The sequence below is a fragment of the Shewanella sp. P1-14-1 genome (assembly GCF_001401775.1).
Classification (GTDB): domain Bacteria; phylum Pseudomonadota; class Gammaproteobacteria; order Enterobacterales; family Shewanellaceae; genus Shewanella; species Shewanella japonica.
The window spans coordinates 16223-33532 of the sequence record NZ_LKTL01000034.1; the positions used below are offsets into that span (position 1 = coordinate 16223).

The window sequence follows — 17310 nt, forward strand, 5'->3', positions numbered from 1 at the left end:
TATAGATGTCCTTTTCTTTTTCTAGAAAATAGAAATTAGACCCCTACGAAAATCCTCCTTCACACTATTTACATTGACTTTGTAAAGAAGCGTAAACCCTCCGAAACTCGGTAAAATATTCAGCATTGATTCAGCTTCAACCAGCTAAAGTAATCCCATATCTCAAAAGGGTTAGATGATTAACTCCGTTTACTGAATGCACTCAATGTTATCGAGTCTGTGGTATTGCAAATGAATAGAATTTTTCGAACTTTTTTTATCTTTTTATTATTACTAACAACCCGTAATGCTATTGCTGTAACGGTTGATACTAGCGCAGAAAAACCAATTTATGATGTTAGTCATGCTCTAGTAAATGATTTAGACAGTCTATTTAATTTAGCCAGCACAGCAGGTGCAGCCCCCATACAATATACCGATAACCTAGACCAACTGTATGAACGCGCTCCGCTAGCACAAAATGAACTTAGCCGTTTATTAAACGACATCAGCCAAACTTGCCATACACAAGTGATAATCCCTGAGATAAAAACCTATCAACGTGCGCAGCAAAAGATTCAACGTAAATTTGAGGGTGATGCGAGTTATATTACCGATATTGCCAGAGCCACACTGGTTGCAGATGATGTCAGCACCCTGATGCGCAGTTATCACGCCCTTAACCAAAGCACTGAAGTTGTTCAGGTTAAAAACCGCTTTGCTGAGCCAAAAGCATCTGGTTACCGCGACGTAAACCTGCTGGTTAAACTGCCAGAGTCTGAAATGATCGTAGAAGTGCAATTACACTTAGCTAAAATTGCAGACATCAAAAGTGGTCCAGAACATCAGGTATATCAGCAAATTCAACATATTGAGGATATTGCTCAAGCCGAGCACCGTCCATTGAATGACTTCGAAATGATGCAAATTGTGCGTTTACGTCAGTCATCTCACAAGCTTTACCACAAAGCATGGCTTAGCTATAAACGCCAAAGTCTTGCTCAATTTGACCCAACTCATATAGGAGACCAACCCCAAGCGGCTTAAGCCCACTATTTTCCAGTTTCAACGTTTGCCCCCTTCCTTTCGCACCTTACTTTAAGGTGCATTTTTTTGCGTTTTTGCCAGTGAGATAATTGGTTAACAGCGTTAATCAAGCTATACTCCCGCCATTATTGCCGATAACGGGAAAGACTGATGAATGACGTCATCGAAATGCTTCAAGAGTTAAGTGAAACGGTTCCTGTGCCACTTGAATTACCGACTTTCGAGCAACTGGTTGAAGTGGAAGAACAGATATTAATTTCACTACCAAATGATTTAAAAGAATACCTGCTTTTTGGCAGTGATGTGATTTATGGCGCCATTGAAATGGTGACAGCATCAGACCCTTACTCGCACACTTACTTACCAGAAGTCACGAGCTACGCATGGTCTGTAGGTATGCCAAGAGAATACATTGCTATCTGCCAGCAAGGGGATAACTTTTACTGTATCGACCAAGAAGCCAATATTCGTTTTTTCAAAAACGGACGTATGGCAGACATCATGTGGGAATCGTTATGGGATTGGATTCAAGACATCTGGCTTAAACGCAAATAGAGACTTGTTGGTGAATACTTTTCCCTTGCAAATTAAGACTGCAAAACAGATTAAATAGGAAATACCATGGCTAAATCAAACGCCCTAAACGCAATTGAAATGAAGTGTTTACGCTTATCATTGGGCTTGAACGTAGAACAAATTGCTGAGCTAACTAAAACTACAGCAGATGCTGTCACTGCATGGGAAGCGGGTGAAGCCGATGCGCCTGAAGTTGCGCAAAAGAAGTTGCTTGAAATCGAAGATACGATTGAAATGCAGGTCCTTAATACCACTGACGGTATTGAAGCTTTATTTAAAACTGAGCCTAAACGCCGTTTAGCGTTTGTGGTCTACCCAACACAAGCAATTTATACTCAGTATAATCCTGAGTTTTTAAGCTCACTGCCTTTCACAGAGCTTTATAATACTGCCGCTTGGCGCATCAAAAAAGAGTGCCAAATTGTACTTGAAGTAGAAGTGAGCCTCGTACCGCTTGAGGTTGAAGCTTACAAAAGCTACCGCGCTGACAGCGGCATGAGCGAGTCTCGTGAAAGTCGAGCTAAATGGGCTGCAACGCAACTTTAGTCCATCTGTGGCATGTAAAAAGGAAGCAATTGCTTCCTTTTTTGTTGTCATTTATTCATGTTAATCGCTACTCTTCTTGCGCAGCTTTAGCAATCTTTTCTGACTTTTCTAATGCAGATGTCATTGCAGAGCGCTGCTTCACTCTATCGCGATAAGCTGCAAGTTTTGGCGGAATCGTTTGCTCAAATACGGTTGCCCACAATAAAGTTTGCGTCAGTAAAATATCCGCAATAGTTAATTCATCCCCACAAACATAACCAGTCTCTGGCACCCATAATTCGGCAATGTTGGCGGCTTTATCAAATTCAAATTTTGCCACGGGGAGCATCGCATCTAATCGCTGCTCTTCTGGCAATGCAAAACGGTGTTTACCCATACTCCATAACGGCTGTTCTAACTCACAAATCACAAAGCTCACCCACCGATGGTGCAGTCCAGCTTGTTTACTGCCGGGTTCAGGTAAAAATTTACCCTTGCCATATTTTTCAGCAAGATATTGCAAAATCGCAGCGGACTCAGTCATAACAAAATCACCATCCGAAATAACGGGCATTTTGCCACTTGGATTAAGGCTTAAAAATGCTTCACTCCGATTATCACCTTTGGCAAAGTTAAGGAATCTAAACTCCCATTCAACACCTAACTCTTCCAGTAACCATGATACTCTCAGCGCTCTACTTCGGGGCGTGCCATATAAGATGATGCCAGTGCTTACTTCTACGTTCATGTTTTATCTTCCTATGATGAGTTGTCGGTCTGCTTAACAAATGATTGAAAATCAGCTTTCATTAATAGTAAACAAAATAACAGTGCCAGATAGTCCACTTAAAGTAAAAGACGAGCCTGTGGCTCGTCTTACTATTTTCTAATTTTAAGCTAGCATATGATCATTAAGTTAAAACTGAAATGCGTTAAAACTGAAATGTGTTAAAACTGATACGTCACTTTACCGTACCATAAAGCCCCAATAGCCGAATGAGTCGCCTGATCGTATCCCATGAAATCAACTGCACTAAACAACGTTTGTAATGACTTGTTCGACCTTAACTAAACTGAGCTAAACCACTCCCATGTTTGTTTGCAATTATAGTTAAACTCTCCAGTAGACAATACTTTATGCTGCATTACTTCACTAGATTCTAAACCCAATCGCGCCTCTCCATTTGTTGCGCAAGAGTTTCAAAACCATTTGTAAACGCAATGTTACTTTTCCAATTAAGGAAAATATGACATAGTCGTAAGCTAATATTTATTAACGTTTTATTTCTATTAATTAAAAAGAAAAATCATGCCGAAAAATAAAACCATAACCGATAGCCAATTTTCTACATCGACATTATTGGCCAGTTTAGGCCCTGGAATATTAATGGCGGCAGCAGCAATCGGCGCGTCACACTTGGTTTCTTCTACTCGGGCTGGCGCAGAGTTTGGCTGGCAATTGGCATGGGTGGTTTTACTGGTTAATCTGCTTAAATACCCGTTTTTTGCTGCTGGCGCCCGCTATACCGCAGCGACAAACGAAAGCCTACTACACGGCTATTTAAAACAAGGTCGTGGTTATTTATTGATGTTCACTTGCCTCAATACCATTGCAGCTATTGCCAGTACTGCAGGGGTGTGTATGTTAACCGCAGCCATGTTGACTCAATTTATTCCTTTACCCATCGATATCCTGGCATTTTTAGTTCTTATCAGTTCCCTTGCATTATTAATCCTTGGCCATTATCAACTCCTCGATAAATTGACCAAAGTCATTATGCTAGCACTAACTTTAACGACCTTAGTGGCAGTTGCACTGGCGTGGCAACACTATCAAGGCCCGATAGTCACAATGCAAACGGTGAGCCCATGGCAATGGGCTTATGTTGGTTTTTTAGTGGCAATGATGGGTTGGATGCCTGCGCCAATTGAAGTCAGTGCGTGGAACTCCCTTTGGTTACTTGAAAAGAAAAAGACCCAAACTATTTCTAGTAAACAGGCTATATTTGACTTCAACTTAGGCTTTGTTGTCACTGCAATTTTAGCGATTATTTTCCTCGCATTAGGTGCGTTAGTCATGCATGGAAGCGGCGAAGTATTTTCAAGTTCAGGTGCTAAATTTGCCAGTCAATTAGTGGATTTATATAGCGATGTCATGGGCGAAGAAACACGATATTTAATTGGTTTAGTCGCTTTTTTATGTATTTTCAGTACAACAGTGACCGTTATTGATGGCTATAGTCGCACCTTAGATATTGGTTGGCAGCTGTTAAATAACAAGCAAGATTGTACTAAAAGATTAACCAGAGTCATGTTATTGGTGTCCTCATTGGGGCTAGCCTTGATTTGGTTCTTCAAAGGGGCATTATTGCCTTTACTTGAATTTGTCATGACATTGGCATTTCTAACCACAGTCATTTTTGCTTGGTTAAATTTAAGGTTGATGACCAGTGAGACGCTTCCCGAGCAACACAGGTACGGTACAAAAATGAAAATACTCGCTGGGTTAGGCTTAGTCTATCTCGTTGGGTTTTCGTGCCTATTTATATATTGGAAACTCGCCATCCAGTCGTCGTGACCACAATAAATTTTTGTCTATAATGAAAGACGTCAATCTCATTGCAGATAATCTGAACTATTTGGCCTTTTTCAGGTATAATCCGCGTCCGATTTTTATTTAACGGCGAAATAACTAACTTTGCCGTTAAAAAACTGCGCAGCCGCGCCCAGAGACTTATATGATTAACAACGATATTATTCGCCGTCTACGTTTTGTATTTGATTATTCAAATGCCAAAATGATTAAGATTTTCGCTCAAGCCAATGTTGAAGTCAGCACAGATGAAATAATTAGCTTATTAAAAAAAGAAGCGGAAGAAGGCTACAAAGCCTGTAATGACAAGGTTATGTGTCAGTTCTTAGACGGACTAATTATCGAAAAGCGTGGTTTACGCCCTGGTAGTGAAGTCCCAGCACCAGTTAAAAACCTTACTAATAATTTAATTTTCAAAAAATTACGTATTGCACTAGAGCTTCGTGAAGATGATATTATTGAAATTTGTGGTTTAGCGGACTTTGTCATTGGCAAGTCAGAATTAGGGGCGTTATTCCGTAACCCTGACCACAAGAACTATAAGACATGCGGCGATCAGATCCTGCGTAATTTCTTACATGGCTTATCAATTAAACACCGTGGCGTGTAATCAAATTAGATAAACATTTACCTTGAAAGCACAGCATTGACTGTGCTTTTTTGTGGCTTTTTTACCTCTTGTTTAATGCCACTTCATCCCAATAAACAACTTGTTTAAATGCTTGAGCTAATAGCGTATTAAGTTGCTCAAAACTTCTCACTTCTGTTTCTTCACCGCTAATACATGACCAAACAAATCGATGACAGTTATTTGTAAATAAATCATAGTCCCGATATTGATAGATGGCTTGCTCTGCTCGAGCCAATGCTTTTGGCGCGACAAGGGGCTGATGTAAATGGTTACACGCTTGAAAAATACAACTACCGGTTCGTCCTTGTAAAAATCGCTTAGCCGATATCACTCGAATCAAACCGCTTCCGTGCAATTCAACTAAATGGTCATCCCCCACCCAAATACCTGTATGCTCAATCACACCAAAGACGAAACAACATACAATAGCCCCAGGGGCGGCATCAACTTTGGCGTCACCTTTATACCAAATACTAGGAGTTAACGGGCTCACAGACTTACCATTAGGCACTTTGGGCGCGCGCCCCATACGACGTTCATGCTGAATTGTTTTTCGCTGCTGGCGATCATCAGCCAGCATGATTGCACCAATTGCGGCAGTACCGAGCCAAATAAGAGGAAGCGCCATTCTCACCCCATAGAGTTACCATCATGTCTATACACAGCATGGCACTTAACGACCATAATGTCAGAACCAAAAATGTTACGACATTTTGCAATCTTAATACTGCTGAATATGCCTATGCTTCATTTAACAAACACCAAGATGACTCTGACGTCACTATTTAGCTGAAAAAAAGTGTGAAATAGCTCACTTAACAGACCACAAAAAATCTTAGTTGTGTTAACCTTCATCGATAATTAAAAACGTCTATTTTTAGGCAGTCACAATTGGCTATTTATAGATAAAAATAACAGTCATTCGACACTGACAATAAGGTTTCCAATGGACGATAATAAACGCCCCCTCTATCTTCCTTTCGCAGGTCCAGCCATTCTTGAGTCTCCTTTACTAAATAAAGGCACAGCCTTTAGTGAAGAAGAACGCATTTACTTTAACCTCGAAGGGCTTATTCCTTGGGTCATTGAAACCATTGAAGAACAAGCATCACGTGCTTACGAGCAATATAAAAGTTTTAGTAATGATTTGGATAAGCACATTTATTTGCGCAATATCCAAGACACTAACGAAACCTTGTTCTACCGATTAGTTCGTAACCATATCAGTGAGATGATGCCTATCATCTACACCCCAACTGTGGGGCTCGCCTGTGAGCGTTTTTCAAAAAACTATCGTCGTAACCGTGGATTATTTATCTCATACGATAACAAAGATCGTATTGATGACATTCTCAATAATTCGACTCGCCATAAAGTAAAAGTCATTGTGGTAACAGATGGTGAGCGAATTTTAGGCTTGGGTGACCAAGGCATTGGCGGTATGGGGATCCCTATCGGTAAGTTGTCGCTGTATACCAGCTGTGGCGGTATTAGTCCGGCTTATTGTCTCGCAATCACATTAGATGTGGGCACAGATAATCCTAATTTATTAGATGATCCTATGTACATGGGGTCGCGTCATCCTCGTATTGGTGGCGAAGAATACGCCGACTTTATTGAAGAATTTATGCAGGCGGTGAATCGTCGCTGGCCTGATGCACTGATCCAATTTGAGGATTTTGCGCAGAAAAATGCAATGCCGTTACTTGAGCGTTATAAAGACAGATTCTGTACTTTTAATGATGACATTCAAGGCACCGCTGCAGTTACCGTAGGCTCACTTCTCGCAGCATGTAAGGCAGCTGGAACCCAATTATGTCAACAGCGTGTTGCCTTTTTAGGGGCTGGCAGCGCAGGTTGCGGTATTGCCGAAGCCATCGTGGCGCAAATGGTGGCAGAAGGTATTTCTGACGAGCAAGCCCGTTCACAAGTGTTTATGGTCGACCGTTGGGGCTTGTTATTAGATAACATGCCTACTCTATTAGATTTCCAGAAAAAACTGGCTCAAAAAACGGTGAATGTTCAGCAATGGGATGGGTTTAGCGATCATATTTCATTATTGGATGTGGTTAATAACGCTAAACCAACTGTCTTGATTGGGGTTTCTGGCGCACCAGGTTTGTTCACTGAAGAAATCATTCGAGCAATGCACAGCCATTGCGAACGCCCAATTGTGTTCCCATTATCTAATCCAACAAGTCGTGTTGAAGCAACACCGAAAGACGTTTTGCATTGGACATCCGGTCAAGCACTCGTTGCCACAGGTAGTCCGTTTGAGCCTGTTGTCATCGAAGGTGAAACCTATGAGATTGCTCAATGTAATAATAGCTTTATTTTCCCAGGCATTGGCTTGGGTGTATTAGCCAGCGGAGCAACCCGGGTTTCAGATGAAATGCTTATGGCATCAAGCCGTGCGCTTTCTGAATGCTCTCCTCTAGGTAAAAACGGCACAGGTTCATTACTCCCCGCCCTTGAAGACATTCAAGAAGTGAGTAAATACATTGCTTTTGCAGTTGCTAAAAAAGCCATTGAACAAGAACTGGCATTACCTTGCCCTGATGAGCTATTAACGCAGAAAATTGATAGTAATTTCTGGGAGCCTGAGTACCGTCGCTACCGACGCACTTCTTTCTAGTGCTGCAAATCAGCCACAAAAAAGCCTAGCTAAATTAGCTAGGCTTTTTTATATCTTCAATGGTAAATTTACATCACCACTCTGTCTTCTAAAGACTGAGCTAAGGCTGCATAGTCATTGATATACAGCTTACCTCGAACCAATTCAATTAACCCTTCTTGAGCTAATTTATTCAATACTTCATTGACTCTTGGTCGGCTAACGTTAGCGATTTCGCTAAGTTGTTGCTGGGTAATTTTAATTTCGATTCTAGGAAGATTAGTCGACTTCTTACTTCGTACTAATTCCAATAAAAAGAACGCAATACGCTCTTCAATTCCATAGAAAGACAAATGCATACCTTGAACAATTTTGGGGCTATTTGTACGCATAATACTGTACAAAAGTTTGTAAACCTCATTGTTTCTTTTAGCCAACTCATTAAGTTCACTTTTTGGAAAAAACAAACTTTTTAGCGGCTCAAGCTCACAGGTGTATAAATTGATTTTGGGGTATATCTCAATAGCAACAGCACCCACCCACATTTGCTTACCAAAAATAAAGCTCGCTAATGGTCGGTTATCAATACTTGTCGTTGCAAATGTTCCTAATCCTTGAACACAATAATAAATACCGCGTTGTTGGTCACCGTCGATCAAAGTGGAATAACGATCAATTCCATCAATTTCGATAGCCAGATCCATGATTTCAGCTTTAGTGATTTCACTTAACTCACAAGGCCACTGGATCTGCTTAGTTGATAATAAAGACATTTACACTCCCAAAATGCGTAATCACTTGTCTTAAATAGCCATCACTTGTTTAAAGCTATTTAATAAAGAACGGTCAGTTCTTGCTTTCTTTAATTTCTTAATACTTTCTTTGAGTGACTGTTCGGCTAATCGGCCAAACACCCCATCATATTCTTTTTCATCGATCGCTTCGTCTGAGTCTGCTTCATCAGCAATTTCTTGAGCTACACGACTCAACTGCATCCAAGCATTGGCAATATAAAACCCATGAAACTCAGCTTGCGGCATCAATTTTTGCGCACTTGCAGGCAAACTCTGCCAACTTTTTTCAAATAAGCCTGCATTATCTTGGATCAGTTCTTTAAATAAGCCTTCATAAGCCTCTAAAAGAGTTTCTGGCAACTTATCCATAGGCAAAACTTTATTTGCCACATTAAACGAAATCGCTTTTGCAGTAGCTTGATATTCAGCAGTTCTTTCAATCATTAATTATTTCTCAAGTTAAGATTTTTATTGTATTGCCGAGTAAAAATTCATCTTGCCACCCCAAATTCATCTAAAAAATCTACTACCATTATTTTATTTTGGTATTTTTTCACAATTATTTAAATGATGTTTGAGAAGGTTAACAAAGTGAATAGACACCTGACTAGTACATTTGTTTTAGTTTATAATAATTTAACTATTACAACCAAAACAAATGTTATTAAAGTAACACTAAGCAACTAATTTAATTAGTTTTAAACACAAACGACATACATTACATTTACTTTTAGCCACTTGATTGAACAATTATAATTATATGCCATAATGGAATAATATTTATAAACAATATGAGAAAAACCTAATCAACACTCTGCTTAAATATGCACTCGCTTTCGCTATTAGCCTGTCTTTGCTAACCCAAGTAGCAACAGCCAGCAGCGCCCCCACTCAACAACGAATAGATCAGTTATTTGAGATATTTTTTTTGGGAGAAGAAGGCGATCTTGAGTTATTAAATAAGTATCTTGCAGAGCTTGATCAATTAATCCCAGCTGACGATATAAAGCAACGTGAAAAGCTTATCCCACTCCAATGTTGGTACCATCCTTCTGAAACGACCGAGGAGTTTCAAAAAGCCATCAAGCATGCCGAAGTATTAATGGAGGCGCATCAAAAAAGCTATCCTTCAGAGCTGCATGCAGATTTATTATTATGTCGCGGTTCACATTACCAATATTCAGGTAAACCAGAACAAGCGAAATTGGATTATGACGCTGCAATTAAAGAAGCGTATTTGATTGAAAATATGCGCTTAATAGCAGATGGCAGAAGTATGAGAGGCACCATGTTATCTTATGAAGGTGACTACACTGGTGCCCTTGAAGACCTAATCCCTGCCCAATCCATGTATGAACAACTCAACCTAGCTTATTGGGCACGGGTTAATTTAAGTGAAATAGCCAATAGCTATCGCCGTTTTGGCGACCCGCAAATGGCACTGACATATCAACTCAAACTTGAAAAAGCATACTTAGACAATAATCAGCTAGTAGAAGCGTTTGATACCAATACGCAAATAGCCTACTCCTATGAGGCATTAGGTGATAATCAATTAGCTTTAGAGCGACATCAAAAAAGTTACCAATATTGGCACCAACAAAAGAATTCACTTTCAGCTGCCGCCTCTGCAGTAGATATGGCAGGAATATTAATCAAGTTGAATCAAGTAGATGAAGCTGTTGAAATTTTAGAGCAAGCAGAAAATACAATCACAATTGAATTTGATGGCATTTTTAGTTTCATGAAATTATTCAGTGCTCAAGCTGCACTGATTAAACAACATCCCGAAAAAGCGCTGGAATATGCAGAAGAAGCTGAATCAGGATTTAATGTTAGCAATAACGATCGTGGGTTAAGCCAGCTATACACTCTACGAAATCAAATCTATTTATCCATTAAAGATTACCAATCTGCTCATCAAGCACTAACAGATTATCTCAACGTTCATCATAAGCTTGATCAACTCAGTCTAACGAGTCGAAATAGTGAAATGAGAGCACGGTTTAACACCGATAAAATTGAAGCTGAAAATCAAAACTTACTCTCAATACAGCTCATAAAGGAAAAAGAATTAGCAGCGCTTGAGCAAAACAAACGATTGCAAAACATTATCATTATATTGGTCGCGATCATTTTAATCATCGTGACCATATATGCGGTAAAACAAGTCAAGCGCAAACAAAAATTCAAAGATCTTGCATTGACTGATGAGCTCACGAAACTGGCTAACCGACGCCATACCTACGCGTTAGCTAAAACATATATTAACCAAGCAAAAACCGAGCATCGCCAATTTTCGGTTATTTCTTTTGATGCGGATCATTTCAAGAAAGTCAACGATACGCTAGGACATGACATTGGCGACAAAGTGTTGATAAAACTTGCTAAAATAGCAAAAGAGTTGATGCGTAAATCCGATACTGTTGGTAGAGTCGGAGGGGAAGAGTTCCTGATTTTATTACCTGGGGCAAATGAACAACAAGCTTATGATATCGCAAGTAGGCTTATTGTGAGAATTGCTGACGCTGATTGGGATACTATCGCGCCAGAGCTTAAACAAACGGTCAGTGCAGGCGTCACGCATTATCAAAATGGCGATAATTTTGAAAACATGCTTTTGCGTGTCGATAATGCACTTTATCAAGCAAAATCTGCAGGAAGAAACTGCGTTAAAACGGTATAACACATTGCTGTGTCAACGACATTATTGGCCTTTTATAAACAAGATTACGAGTCCAATTATTAAACTCACTTTTTGTCTATGTTTGATTTTATTAGGTTGTTTTACCCAACACGTTTTCGCTAACCCTATACAAAACCAAGCTGCAGACGATATTTTTAATCAGTTCAATAATGATGAACTGACAGGCACGTTATTCACCGATGAAAAATTGCTGGAGCTTAAAGCCCTTATTGCTCCTAATGACTTACCTCGCCTTCAAGCTCTTGAGACGTTTACATGTAAACAAGTTCGTGCACATGAAACTGATAAGTTGCACGCCTTAATCAAATCAACAGACTCAATATCAAACGGTCATTATTATGCGAAAAGCACCCCGATATTATTGAACCTTTGCCGCTCTAAAGCACTACGTTACCTCGGTAAGCATGAGCAAGCTAAAGCAATCAACCTAGCAATGCTAGCCTCAGCAACAGAGCTTAATGATGAAAATGTATTAGCGAGTGCTCATAACTCTATTGGTCAACAGGCGTTATTTGAAAACCAGTTTTTTAATGCTATAGAAAGCATTAGCAAGTCCTATGAGCTTCACCAAAAAATCGGCCATACAAACTCGGCTAATTTGAATATTATCGAATTGGCGAGTGCTTACAGGCGCTTAGGCGATAATGATAAAGCACTATATTATTATGGCATTGCCGAGCAGCGTCTCATTGAAAATCAAAGTCATATTTTACTGGCGATTGTTCAGCATTCATTGGCTTACATAAAACTTGATAATGGTGAATATCAAACCGCTTTGGCGTATTTTCAAGATGTATTAAACGTCGCCAATAAATCGAACAACCAGCTGTATCAAACGCGTATTAAAGTCGATATGGCTGCACCGTTAATCAAACTATCACGATTAGAAGACGCTGATAGGATTCTGACTGATGCACAAACCATTATTGATGAAGAAATGTTCTCTCATTATGGCTATATGCATGCTTATCTATTTGAATTACGTTTCTTGCAATCACACAATGAGCAAGCATTACGTCATTTTATAGAAGCTGAAAGAAGCTTTAAAAAATACAATAATAAAAAAGGGCTTTCCCTTATTTACCAACTCATTAGTGAATACTTTGCCCAACAACAGGATTACAAAACGGCTAATCATTGGCATCATCAATTTCTGACTATCCATCTTGAACTGGATAAAGCAACACAAGAAACCTATAACTCTGAAATGCGAATACGATTCGACTCTAAACAACTCGAAGATCAACAAGACCAATTATTGCAGTTTCAAGCATTGAAAGAACAACAACTTGAAGCCCTAAAAACAAAGCAGCGATTACAATACATAGCGTTAATGTTAACTGCAGTATTTTTTATTATTCTTGTGACGTTTTTAATAAAGCTAATAAGAAAATCAATTCAATACAAAGATTTATCATTAACAGATCCGCTCACTGAGCTGCCCAATCGATTATTCGCTTATCAAGTGTTAAATAAGTTATTAGCACAAAAAAACCAATTTTCGATTCTACTTTTGGATGTTGACCACTTTAAATCAGTCAATGATCAATACGGTCATGATGCGGGAGATCGTGCTCTTCAACTCATTGCCAAGCAATGTTTAAGCATACTGAATAAAGATTACACCTTATCTCGTATTGGTGGTGAAGAGTTTTTAATCATCATGCCAAGTACCGATAAAACGCAAGCCATTCGTTTTGCAGCCAACATTAACCAAAAAGTAAAATTAATAGACACGACCTCCTTGGCAATGAATAAACCTTTTACCGCCAGTATTGGTATCAGTAGTGTGACGTCATCAACCACAATTTCAGCTCAGTTAAAGCAAGCCGATATTGCACTTTATAAAGCGAAAAATAACGGGCGTGATAATACGGTTCATTTTCAAGATTGCTCCTCTCATGAAAGGGAGGAACAGCAATGAAGTATTATTTAAGGCTGCCCGCGTTGCTAAAAGGTTGCTTGGGTTTATTAAGCTTATTGGTATCAATCACATCTTTGGCCAATACACTGGAAGCCAATGAATTCAGTAACCCTGAATTTGATGCGCTGTTTACCATCGTTGATCATGGCGATATCAATGATGAACGCTATCCACAAACCATAGAGCAACTCACGCAAATGATCACTAAAGGTGACATGGTTAGAACCCATAAACTGTTACCTAAACAATGCTTAGCTTTTAACTTTTTTGAGCCAGAACAAAATGAGCAGGCAGCAAGTTTCATTATCAATGCCTATGAAAATTACCCAGAAATGCCACACGCCATTCGCATTGAACTATCACTATGTGAAGCAACGCTCCTGCGCTACCGTGGTGAAATAAACAACGCAAATGAATTAATAAAACAAGCGCTAGCTGACGCTAAACAAATCGAACACTTACGCTTAATAGCTGACGCTTACTCCATGCTAGGTCAAATTGCTTCTTATACCGGTGACTTTGCTATAGCGTTAGAAAATTTGCTGCAGTCTTATGAAATCTACCAAAGGCTTAACTTACCAACACTAGAACATTTAGGGTTACTTGATTTAGCGATTACCTATCGCAGATTAGGTGAAACTGACACAGCACTTAAATACTACCAGGAAGTTGAACGTCAATTTAGTTCAACAGGACAAACGGCCTTAGTCATGATCGTAAAAAACGATATGGCTTACGCCTATGAAGATTTGCAACAATATCAGAAGGCAGCAGACAACTATTTATCGATTTACAATTATTATCAAAAAGTGCATACCGACCCCACATTCGTCGCCCGGGTTGCTGTTGATATGTCATCGGCACTTATACACCTAGGTCAATATCAACAAGCACTCAACTATTTAAATCAATACGAAAACATCGTCAGTCCAGCTGTTGATACCCATTATAGTTTCTTGCAACTACACCAAGCCCAAGCTAAACATGGACTCGGTCAAACACAAGCAGCATTACCCCATTTAGAAAAAGCCATTGCGGGATTTGATAAAAATAACAATAAACGTGGCCACGAGATGTTGCTCAAACTACAAGTTGAAATTTATGAATCACTTGAATGGTGGCAACAAGCGTACGAAGCACAGTTAGCCTTATACGACATTCATGTTTTGCTAGATAAAGCCCTTAAAAACCAAGCTAGTACAGAGATGCGCGTTCGATTTGATAGCCAAAAATTAGAAGCAGAAAACGCTGAGTTAGTCGCCTTTCATCAACTTAAAGATGAGCAACTTGTTATCAGACAGGATAATGAACGCTTGCAGGTTTTGGCATTGATGTTAGGAGTAGCCTCAGTACTCACATTAGTGTTATTCAGCGTATTTCTCAATAAAAAGTCTAAGCAATTAAAGTATTTAGCGCTAACAGACTCATTGACTCAACTCCCCAATAGATTGAGCTTTTATCGTAGAGCCAACAGTTCATTTGATAAGCATATTCAAGATAAAACCCCTCTTTCTATTATTTCGATTGATATCGACCACTTTAAAAAGGTTAATGATAACCACGGTCATGTATGTGGTGATAGAGTATTAAAAGCTGTTGCTAATATTATTCGTAAACACATCAAAGAGGATGATATTGCAGGGCGTGTTGGAGGAGAAGAATTTATCATTTTGCTCCCCAAAGCCCGTTCTCAAGCTGCTGTTAGCTTAGCTCAGGAAATTTCAGCAAGTGTTAATTTATACCAATTCTCCAATTTTAGTGACAACCTTGAGGTCACAATCAGTGGTGGCGTCAGCACTAGCCACGGAGAAACCACCTTATCTCAGTTAATCAAAAAAGCTGATTTGGCGCTTTACAGAGCAAAACACCAAGGTCGAAACCAAATCGTTTACTTTCATGATGATGACTAATGCATAAACACGTATAATATCGATATCATCACAGTTGCAAAGCGTGTTTATGTCATATGTCTAATTTACCTTCGGCTACGAACACTCAGCCTGTTCCAGATCCCCAAGCCACCAGCATACCGCCAGTGTTAAGCCGTGCCCTCACCACACAAGAATCAACCAGCCTTGCGCGGTTAATTAAAGCATGGGCTATCGAGTTAGGGTTTGCTCAATTAGGCATAACAGACACAGATTTAGCAGAACAAGAACCTAAACTACAACACTGGCTAGACCAAGGTTACCATGGTGAAATGAGCTATATGGCCAACCACGGAATGATGCGGGCAAGGCCCCATGAATTGCACCCAGGTACCGTTCGAGTATTGAGTGCTAGAATGGATTACCTTCCTCCACAGGCCGGATTTGCAACCAATCTTGCTAACCCAAATCTAGGTTATATTTCTCGCTACGCTGGTGGTCGTGACTATCACAAACTCATTCGAAAACAGCTGAAAAAGCTTGGCGATAAAATTGTCGCTCATTGCCAAACACTTGGTGTTACAGGAGTCGACTTTCGACCTTTTGTCGACTCAGCACCTATCCTTGAGCGCCCACTCGCAGAGAAAGCAGGTTTAGGCTGGACCGGTAAGCATTCATTGTTGTTACATCCTGAAGCGGGCAGTTGGTTCTTTTTAGGTGAAGTGCTCACTAATGTGCCATTACCCATTGATATTCCAATAGAGCAAAGCTGCAATACCTGTGTTGCCTGTATTAAATCATGTCCAACCAATGCCATTTTGGACAATAATGTTGTTGATGGTAGTCGCTGTATCTCTTATTTAACCATCGAACTTCAGGGCGCTATTCCGCTTGAGTTCCGTAAGGCCATCGGCAATCGCATTTATGGCTGCGATGACTGCCAACTAGTGTGCCCTATTAACACAAGAGCACCGCTGACAGAACAAAGCGACTTTCATATTCGCCAGCAATTAATACAACCGGATTTATTAACTCTATTTTCTTGGAGCGAAAAGCAGTTTTTATCACTTACTGAAGGTAGCCCAATACGTCGTATAGGCCACAAAAATTGGTTACGTAATATCGCTATTGCCCTAGGCAACGCACCTTTTAATGAGAATATTATTCGCGCACTTAATGCTAAAAAGCAGTCTGAAGAAGTTGATGAAATGGTCATTGAACACATCGACTGGGCACTTTATGAGCAGCAACAAAACCATGAAAACGTGGTTAATCGTAAAACACAGCGAGTGGTGAGAAGTATCGAAAAAGGCTTACCAAGAGATGCATAGTCACCATTAATAATGGCGCAATATCATCACTGAAATGCATAACTTCATTAAAGATGAGTAAACAAAATCAGCGACAAATGAGTATAAGATTACCATCCACATTTGCGCTGATTACAGATAAAAACCATTAACTTTGATCTAAGGTAAAGCCCACCTTAATTGTCACTTGCCAATGAGCAATTAACCCTTCTTCTAAATGCCCTCTTGTCTCTACGACCTGAAACCAACGCATATGCTTGATAGATTTATTCGCTGCAGCTATCGCATTTTTAATCGCATCATCTGAGCTAATGGGAGAAGATCCCGTTAATTCAATCAGTTTGTATGTATGGCTCATTATCACTCCGTTACTTAAATAAGAAGATTTATTCAGTATAGGTAATCTATTAAAGTCTGCTTAATTTCAGAATTATCAATGCTACTTCACTCAGCTTAATCAGCATTTGTCACCTACGACATTAGCTTCATAGAACTGTTCAAATGGCTCCCCCTATACAATTCAACCGTCAACAAGCTCAACCATCTGGGTGATGAAATTCATATCAAATGTTATTCAGTGCTCATCTCTTACTCAAAACGGCAAATTATTAAACATTGTAGGGACTTATAAACATTAATATTGTAATTCTCATATCAAAAATGCCATTTGATTAACAAAAAACACACATTTCTGTAAATTAATTACACAGGCGTCTGGACGTCTAGAAGTTTATTGTGATAG

At 39.6% G+C, this 17310-nt stretch carries 16 protein-coding genes; 11 read left to right on the forward strand and 5 right to left on the reverse strand.

Features of this window, described 5'->3' with window-relative positions; all coding sequences use genetic code 11:
* The first annotated feature begins 231 nt into the window (after positions 1–231).
* The 3 genes from AN944_RS19150 (at position 232) to AN944_RS19160 (ending at position 2148) form a co-directional block, all read left to right on the forward strand.
* Positions 232–1026 (forward strand): RelA/SpoT domain-containing protein, encoded by a 795-nt coding sequence (locus tag AN944_RS19150; protein ID WP_055026253.1) that lies wholly within the window; start codon positions 232–234, stop codon positions 1024–1026.
* Positions 1027–1176: 150 nt separating this feature from the next.
* Positions 1177–1581, forward strand: a complete 405-nt coding sequence (locus tag AN944_RS19155; RefSeq protein WP_055026254.1) for an SMI1/KNR4 family protein — start codon at positions 1177–1179, stop codon at positions 1579–1581.
* A gap of 66 nt (positions 1582–1647) precedes the next feature.
* The gene (locus tag AN944_RS19160) at positions 1648–2148 is read left to right on the forward strand and encodes a DUF4447 family protein (protein WP_055026255.1); all 501 of its coding nucleotides are present in this window, start codon (positions 1648–1650) and stop codon (positions 2146–2148) included.
* 67 nt (positions 2149–2215) lie between these two features.
* Here the strand turns inward: AN944_RS19160 and AN944_RS19165 are convergent, their stop codons facing one another.
* Complete coding sequence (locus AN944_RS19165) at positions 2216–2875, reverse strand: glutathione S-transferase family protein (RefSeq protein ID WP_055026256.1); 660 nt, start codon at positions 2873–2875, stop codon at positions 2216–2218.
* Between the two features lie 561 nt (positions 2876–3436).
* On the opposite strand from AN944_RS19165, the gene AN944_RS19170 reads away from it, so the two are divergent.
* Both AN944_RS19170 and AN944_RS19175 read left to right on the forward strand, forming a co-directional pair.
* Positions 3437–4705, forward strand: a complete 1269-nt coding sequence (locus AN944_RS19170; RefSeq protein WP_055026257.1) for an NRAMP family divalent metal transporter — start codon at positions 3437–3439, stop codon at positions 4703–4705.
* A gap of 160 nt (positions 4706–4865) precedes the next feature.
* On the forward strand, positions 4866–5330 hold the full coding sequence (locus AN944_RS19175; RefSeq protein ID WP_055026258.1) for a DUF1456 family protein: 465 nt from the start codon (positions 4866–4868) through the stop codon (positions 5328–5330).
* Between the two features lie 61 nt (positions 5331–5391).
* On the opposite strand, the gene AN944_RS19180 is transcribed toward AN944_RS19175, so the two are convergent.
* Entirely contained in the window at positions 5392–5979 is a 588-nt protein-coding gene (locus tag AN944_RS19180; RefSeq protein ID WP_055026259.1) for a hypothetical protein, read from the reverse strand.
* A gap of 23 nt (positions 5980–6002) precedes the next feature.
* Here AN944_RS19180 and AN944_RS21655 point away from each other — a divergent pair, with 23 nt between their 5' ends.
* Together AN944_RS21655 and AN944_RS19185 are read left to right on the forward strand one after the other, a co-directional pair.
* Positions 6003–6140: a hypothetical protein gene (locus AN944_RS21655; RefSeq protein WP_156669117.1), complete on the forward strand. Its 138-nt coding sequence runs from the start codon at positions 6003–6005 to the stop codon at positions 6138–6140.
* Positions 6141–6297: 157 nt separating this feature from the next.
* Positions 6298–7986: an NAD-dependent malic enzyme gene (locus AN944_RS19185; protein WP_055026260.1), complete on the forward strand. Its 1689-nt coding sequence runs from the start codon at positions 6298–6300 to the stop codon at positions 7984–7986.
* 68 nt (positions 7987–8054) lie between these two features.
* Here the strand turns inward: AN944_RS19185 and AN944_RS19190 are convergent, their stop codons facing one another.
* The gene (locus AN944_RS19190; protein WP_055026261.1) at positions 8055–8738 is read right to left on the reverse strand and encodes a Crp/Fnr family transcriptional regulator; all 684 of its coding nucleotides are present in this window, start codon (positions 8736–8738) and stop codon (positions 8055–8057) included.
* A 30-nt stretch (positions 8739–8768) separates the two neighbouring features.
* Positions 8769–9203, reverse strand: coding sequence for a DUF3069 domain-containing protein (locus AN944_RS19195; RefSeq protein ID WP_055026262.1), 435 nt, complete (start codon positions 9201–9203; stop codon positions 8769–8771).
* Between the two features lie 409 nt (positions 9204–9612).
* Here AN944_RS19195 and AN944_RS19200 point away from each other — a divergent pair, with 409 nt between their 5' ends.
* The 4 genes from AN944_RS19200 to queG all read left to right on the forward strand — a co-directional run bounded on the left by AN944_RS19200 (position 9613) and on the right by queG (position 16589).
* Positions 9613–11445, forward strand: a complete 1833-nt coding sequence (locus tag AN944_RS19200) for a tetratricopeptide repeat-containing diguanylate cyclase (protein ID WP_082420067.1) — start codon at positions 9613–9615, stop codon at positions 11443–11445.
* Positions 11446–11527: 82 nt separating this feature from the next.
* Positions 11528–13390, forward strand: coding sequence for a tetratricopeptide repeat-containing diguanylate cyclase (locus AN944_RS19205; RefSeq protein WP_055026264.1), 1863 nt, complete (start codon positions 11528–11530; stop codon positions 13388–13390).
* A complete protein-coding gene (locus AN944_RS19210) occupies positions 13387–15300 on the forward strand; it encodes a tetratricopeptide repeat-containing diguanylate cyclase (RefSeq protein ID WP_055026265.1) in 1914 nt (637 codons plus the stop codon). Before AN944_RS19205 ends, AN944_RS19210 begins: the two co-directional genes overlap by 4 nt.
* A 56-nt stretch (positions 15301–15356) precedes the next feature.
* Entirely contained in the window at positions 15357–16589 is a 1233-nt protein-coding gene (gene queG / locus AN944_RS19215) for a tRNA epoxyqueuosine(34) reductase QueG (RefSeq protein ID WP_082420069.1), read from the forward strand.
* 127 nt (positions 16590–16716) lie between these two features.
* Here queG and AN944_RS19220 read toward each other — a convergent pair whose 3' ends face one another.
* A complete protein-coding gene (locus AN944_RS19220; protein ID WP_055026266.1) occupies positions 16717–16926 on the reverse strand; it encodes a dodecin in 210 nt (69 codons plus the stop codon).
* Between the last annotated feature and the right edge of the window lie 384 nt (positions 16927–17310).

Coding starts and splice junctions, on each gene's coding strand:
- AN944_RS19185 (WP_055026260.1), top strand. CDS start 6,298: ATGGACGATAATAAACGCCCCCTCTATCTTCCTTTCGCAGGTCCAGCC.
- AN944_RS19155 (WP_055026254.1), top strand. CDS start 1,177: ATGAATGACGTCATCGAAATGCTTCAAGAGTTAAGTGAAACGGTTCCT.
- AN944_RS19160 (WP_055026255.1), top strand. CDS start 1,648: ATGGCTAAATCAAACGCCCTAAACGCAATTGAAATGAAGTGTTTACGC.
- queG (WP_082420069.1), top strand. CDS start 15,357: ATGTCTAATTTACCTTCGGCTACGAACACTCAGCCTGTTCCAGATCCC.
- AN944_RS21655 (WP_156669117.1), top strand. CDS start 6,003: ATGTCTATACACAGCATGGCACTTAACGACCATAATGTCAGAACCAAA.
- AN944_RS19150 (WP_055026253.1), top strand. CDS start 232: ATGAATAGAATTTTTCGAACTTTTTTTATCTTTTTATTATTACTAACA.
- AN944_RS19175 (WP_055026258.1), top strand. CDS start 4,866: ATGATTAACAACGATATTATTCGCCGTCTACGTTTTGTATTTGATTAT.
- AN944_RS19210 (WP_055026265.1), top strand. CDS start 13,387: ATGAAGTATTATTTAAGGCTGCCCGCGTTGCTAAAAGGTTGCTTGGGT.
- AN944_RS19220 (WP_055026266.1), bottom strand. CDS start 16,926: ATGAGCCATACATACAAACTGATTGAATTAACGGGATCTTCTCCCATT.
- AN944_RS19170 (WP_055026257.1), top strand. CDS start 3,437: ATGCCGAAAAATAAAACCATAACCGATAGCCAATTTTCTACATCGACA.
- AN944_RS19190 (WP_055026261.1), bottom strand. CDS start 8,738: ATGTCTTTATTATCAACTAAGCAGATCCAGTGGCCTTGTGAGTTAAGT.
- AN944_RS19195 (WP_055026262.1), bottom strand. CDS start 9,203: ATGATTGAAAGAACTGCTGAATATCAAGCTACTGCAAAAGCGATTTCG.
- AN944_RS19180 (WP_055026259.1), bottom strand. CDS start 5,979: ATGGCGCTTCCTCTTATTTGGCTCGGTACTGCCGCAATTGGTGCAATC.
- AN944_RS19165 (WP_055026256.1), bottom strand. CDS start 2,875: ATGAACGTAGAAGTAAGCACTGGCATCATCTTATATGGCACGCCCCGA.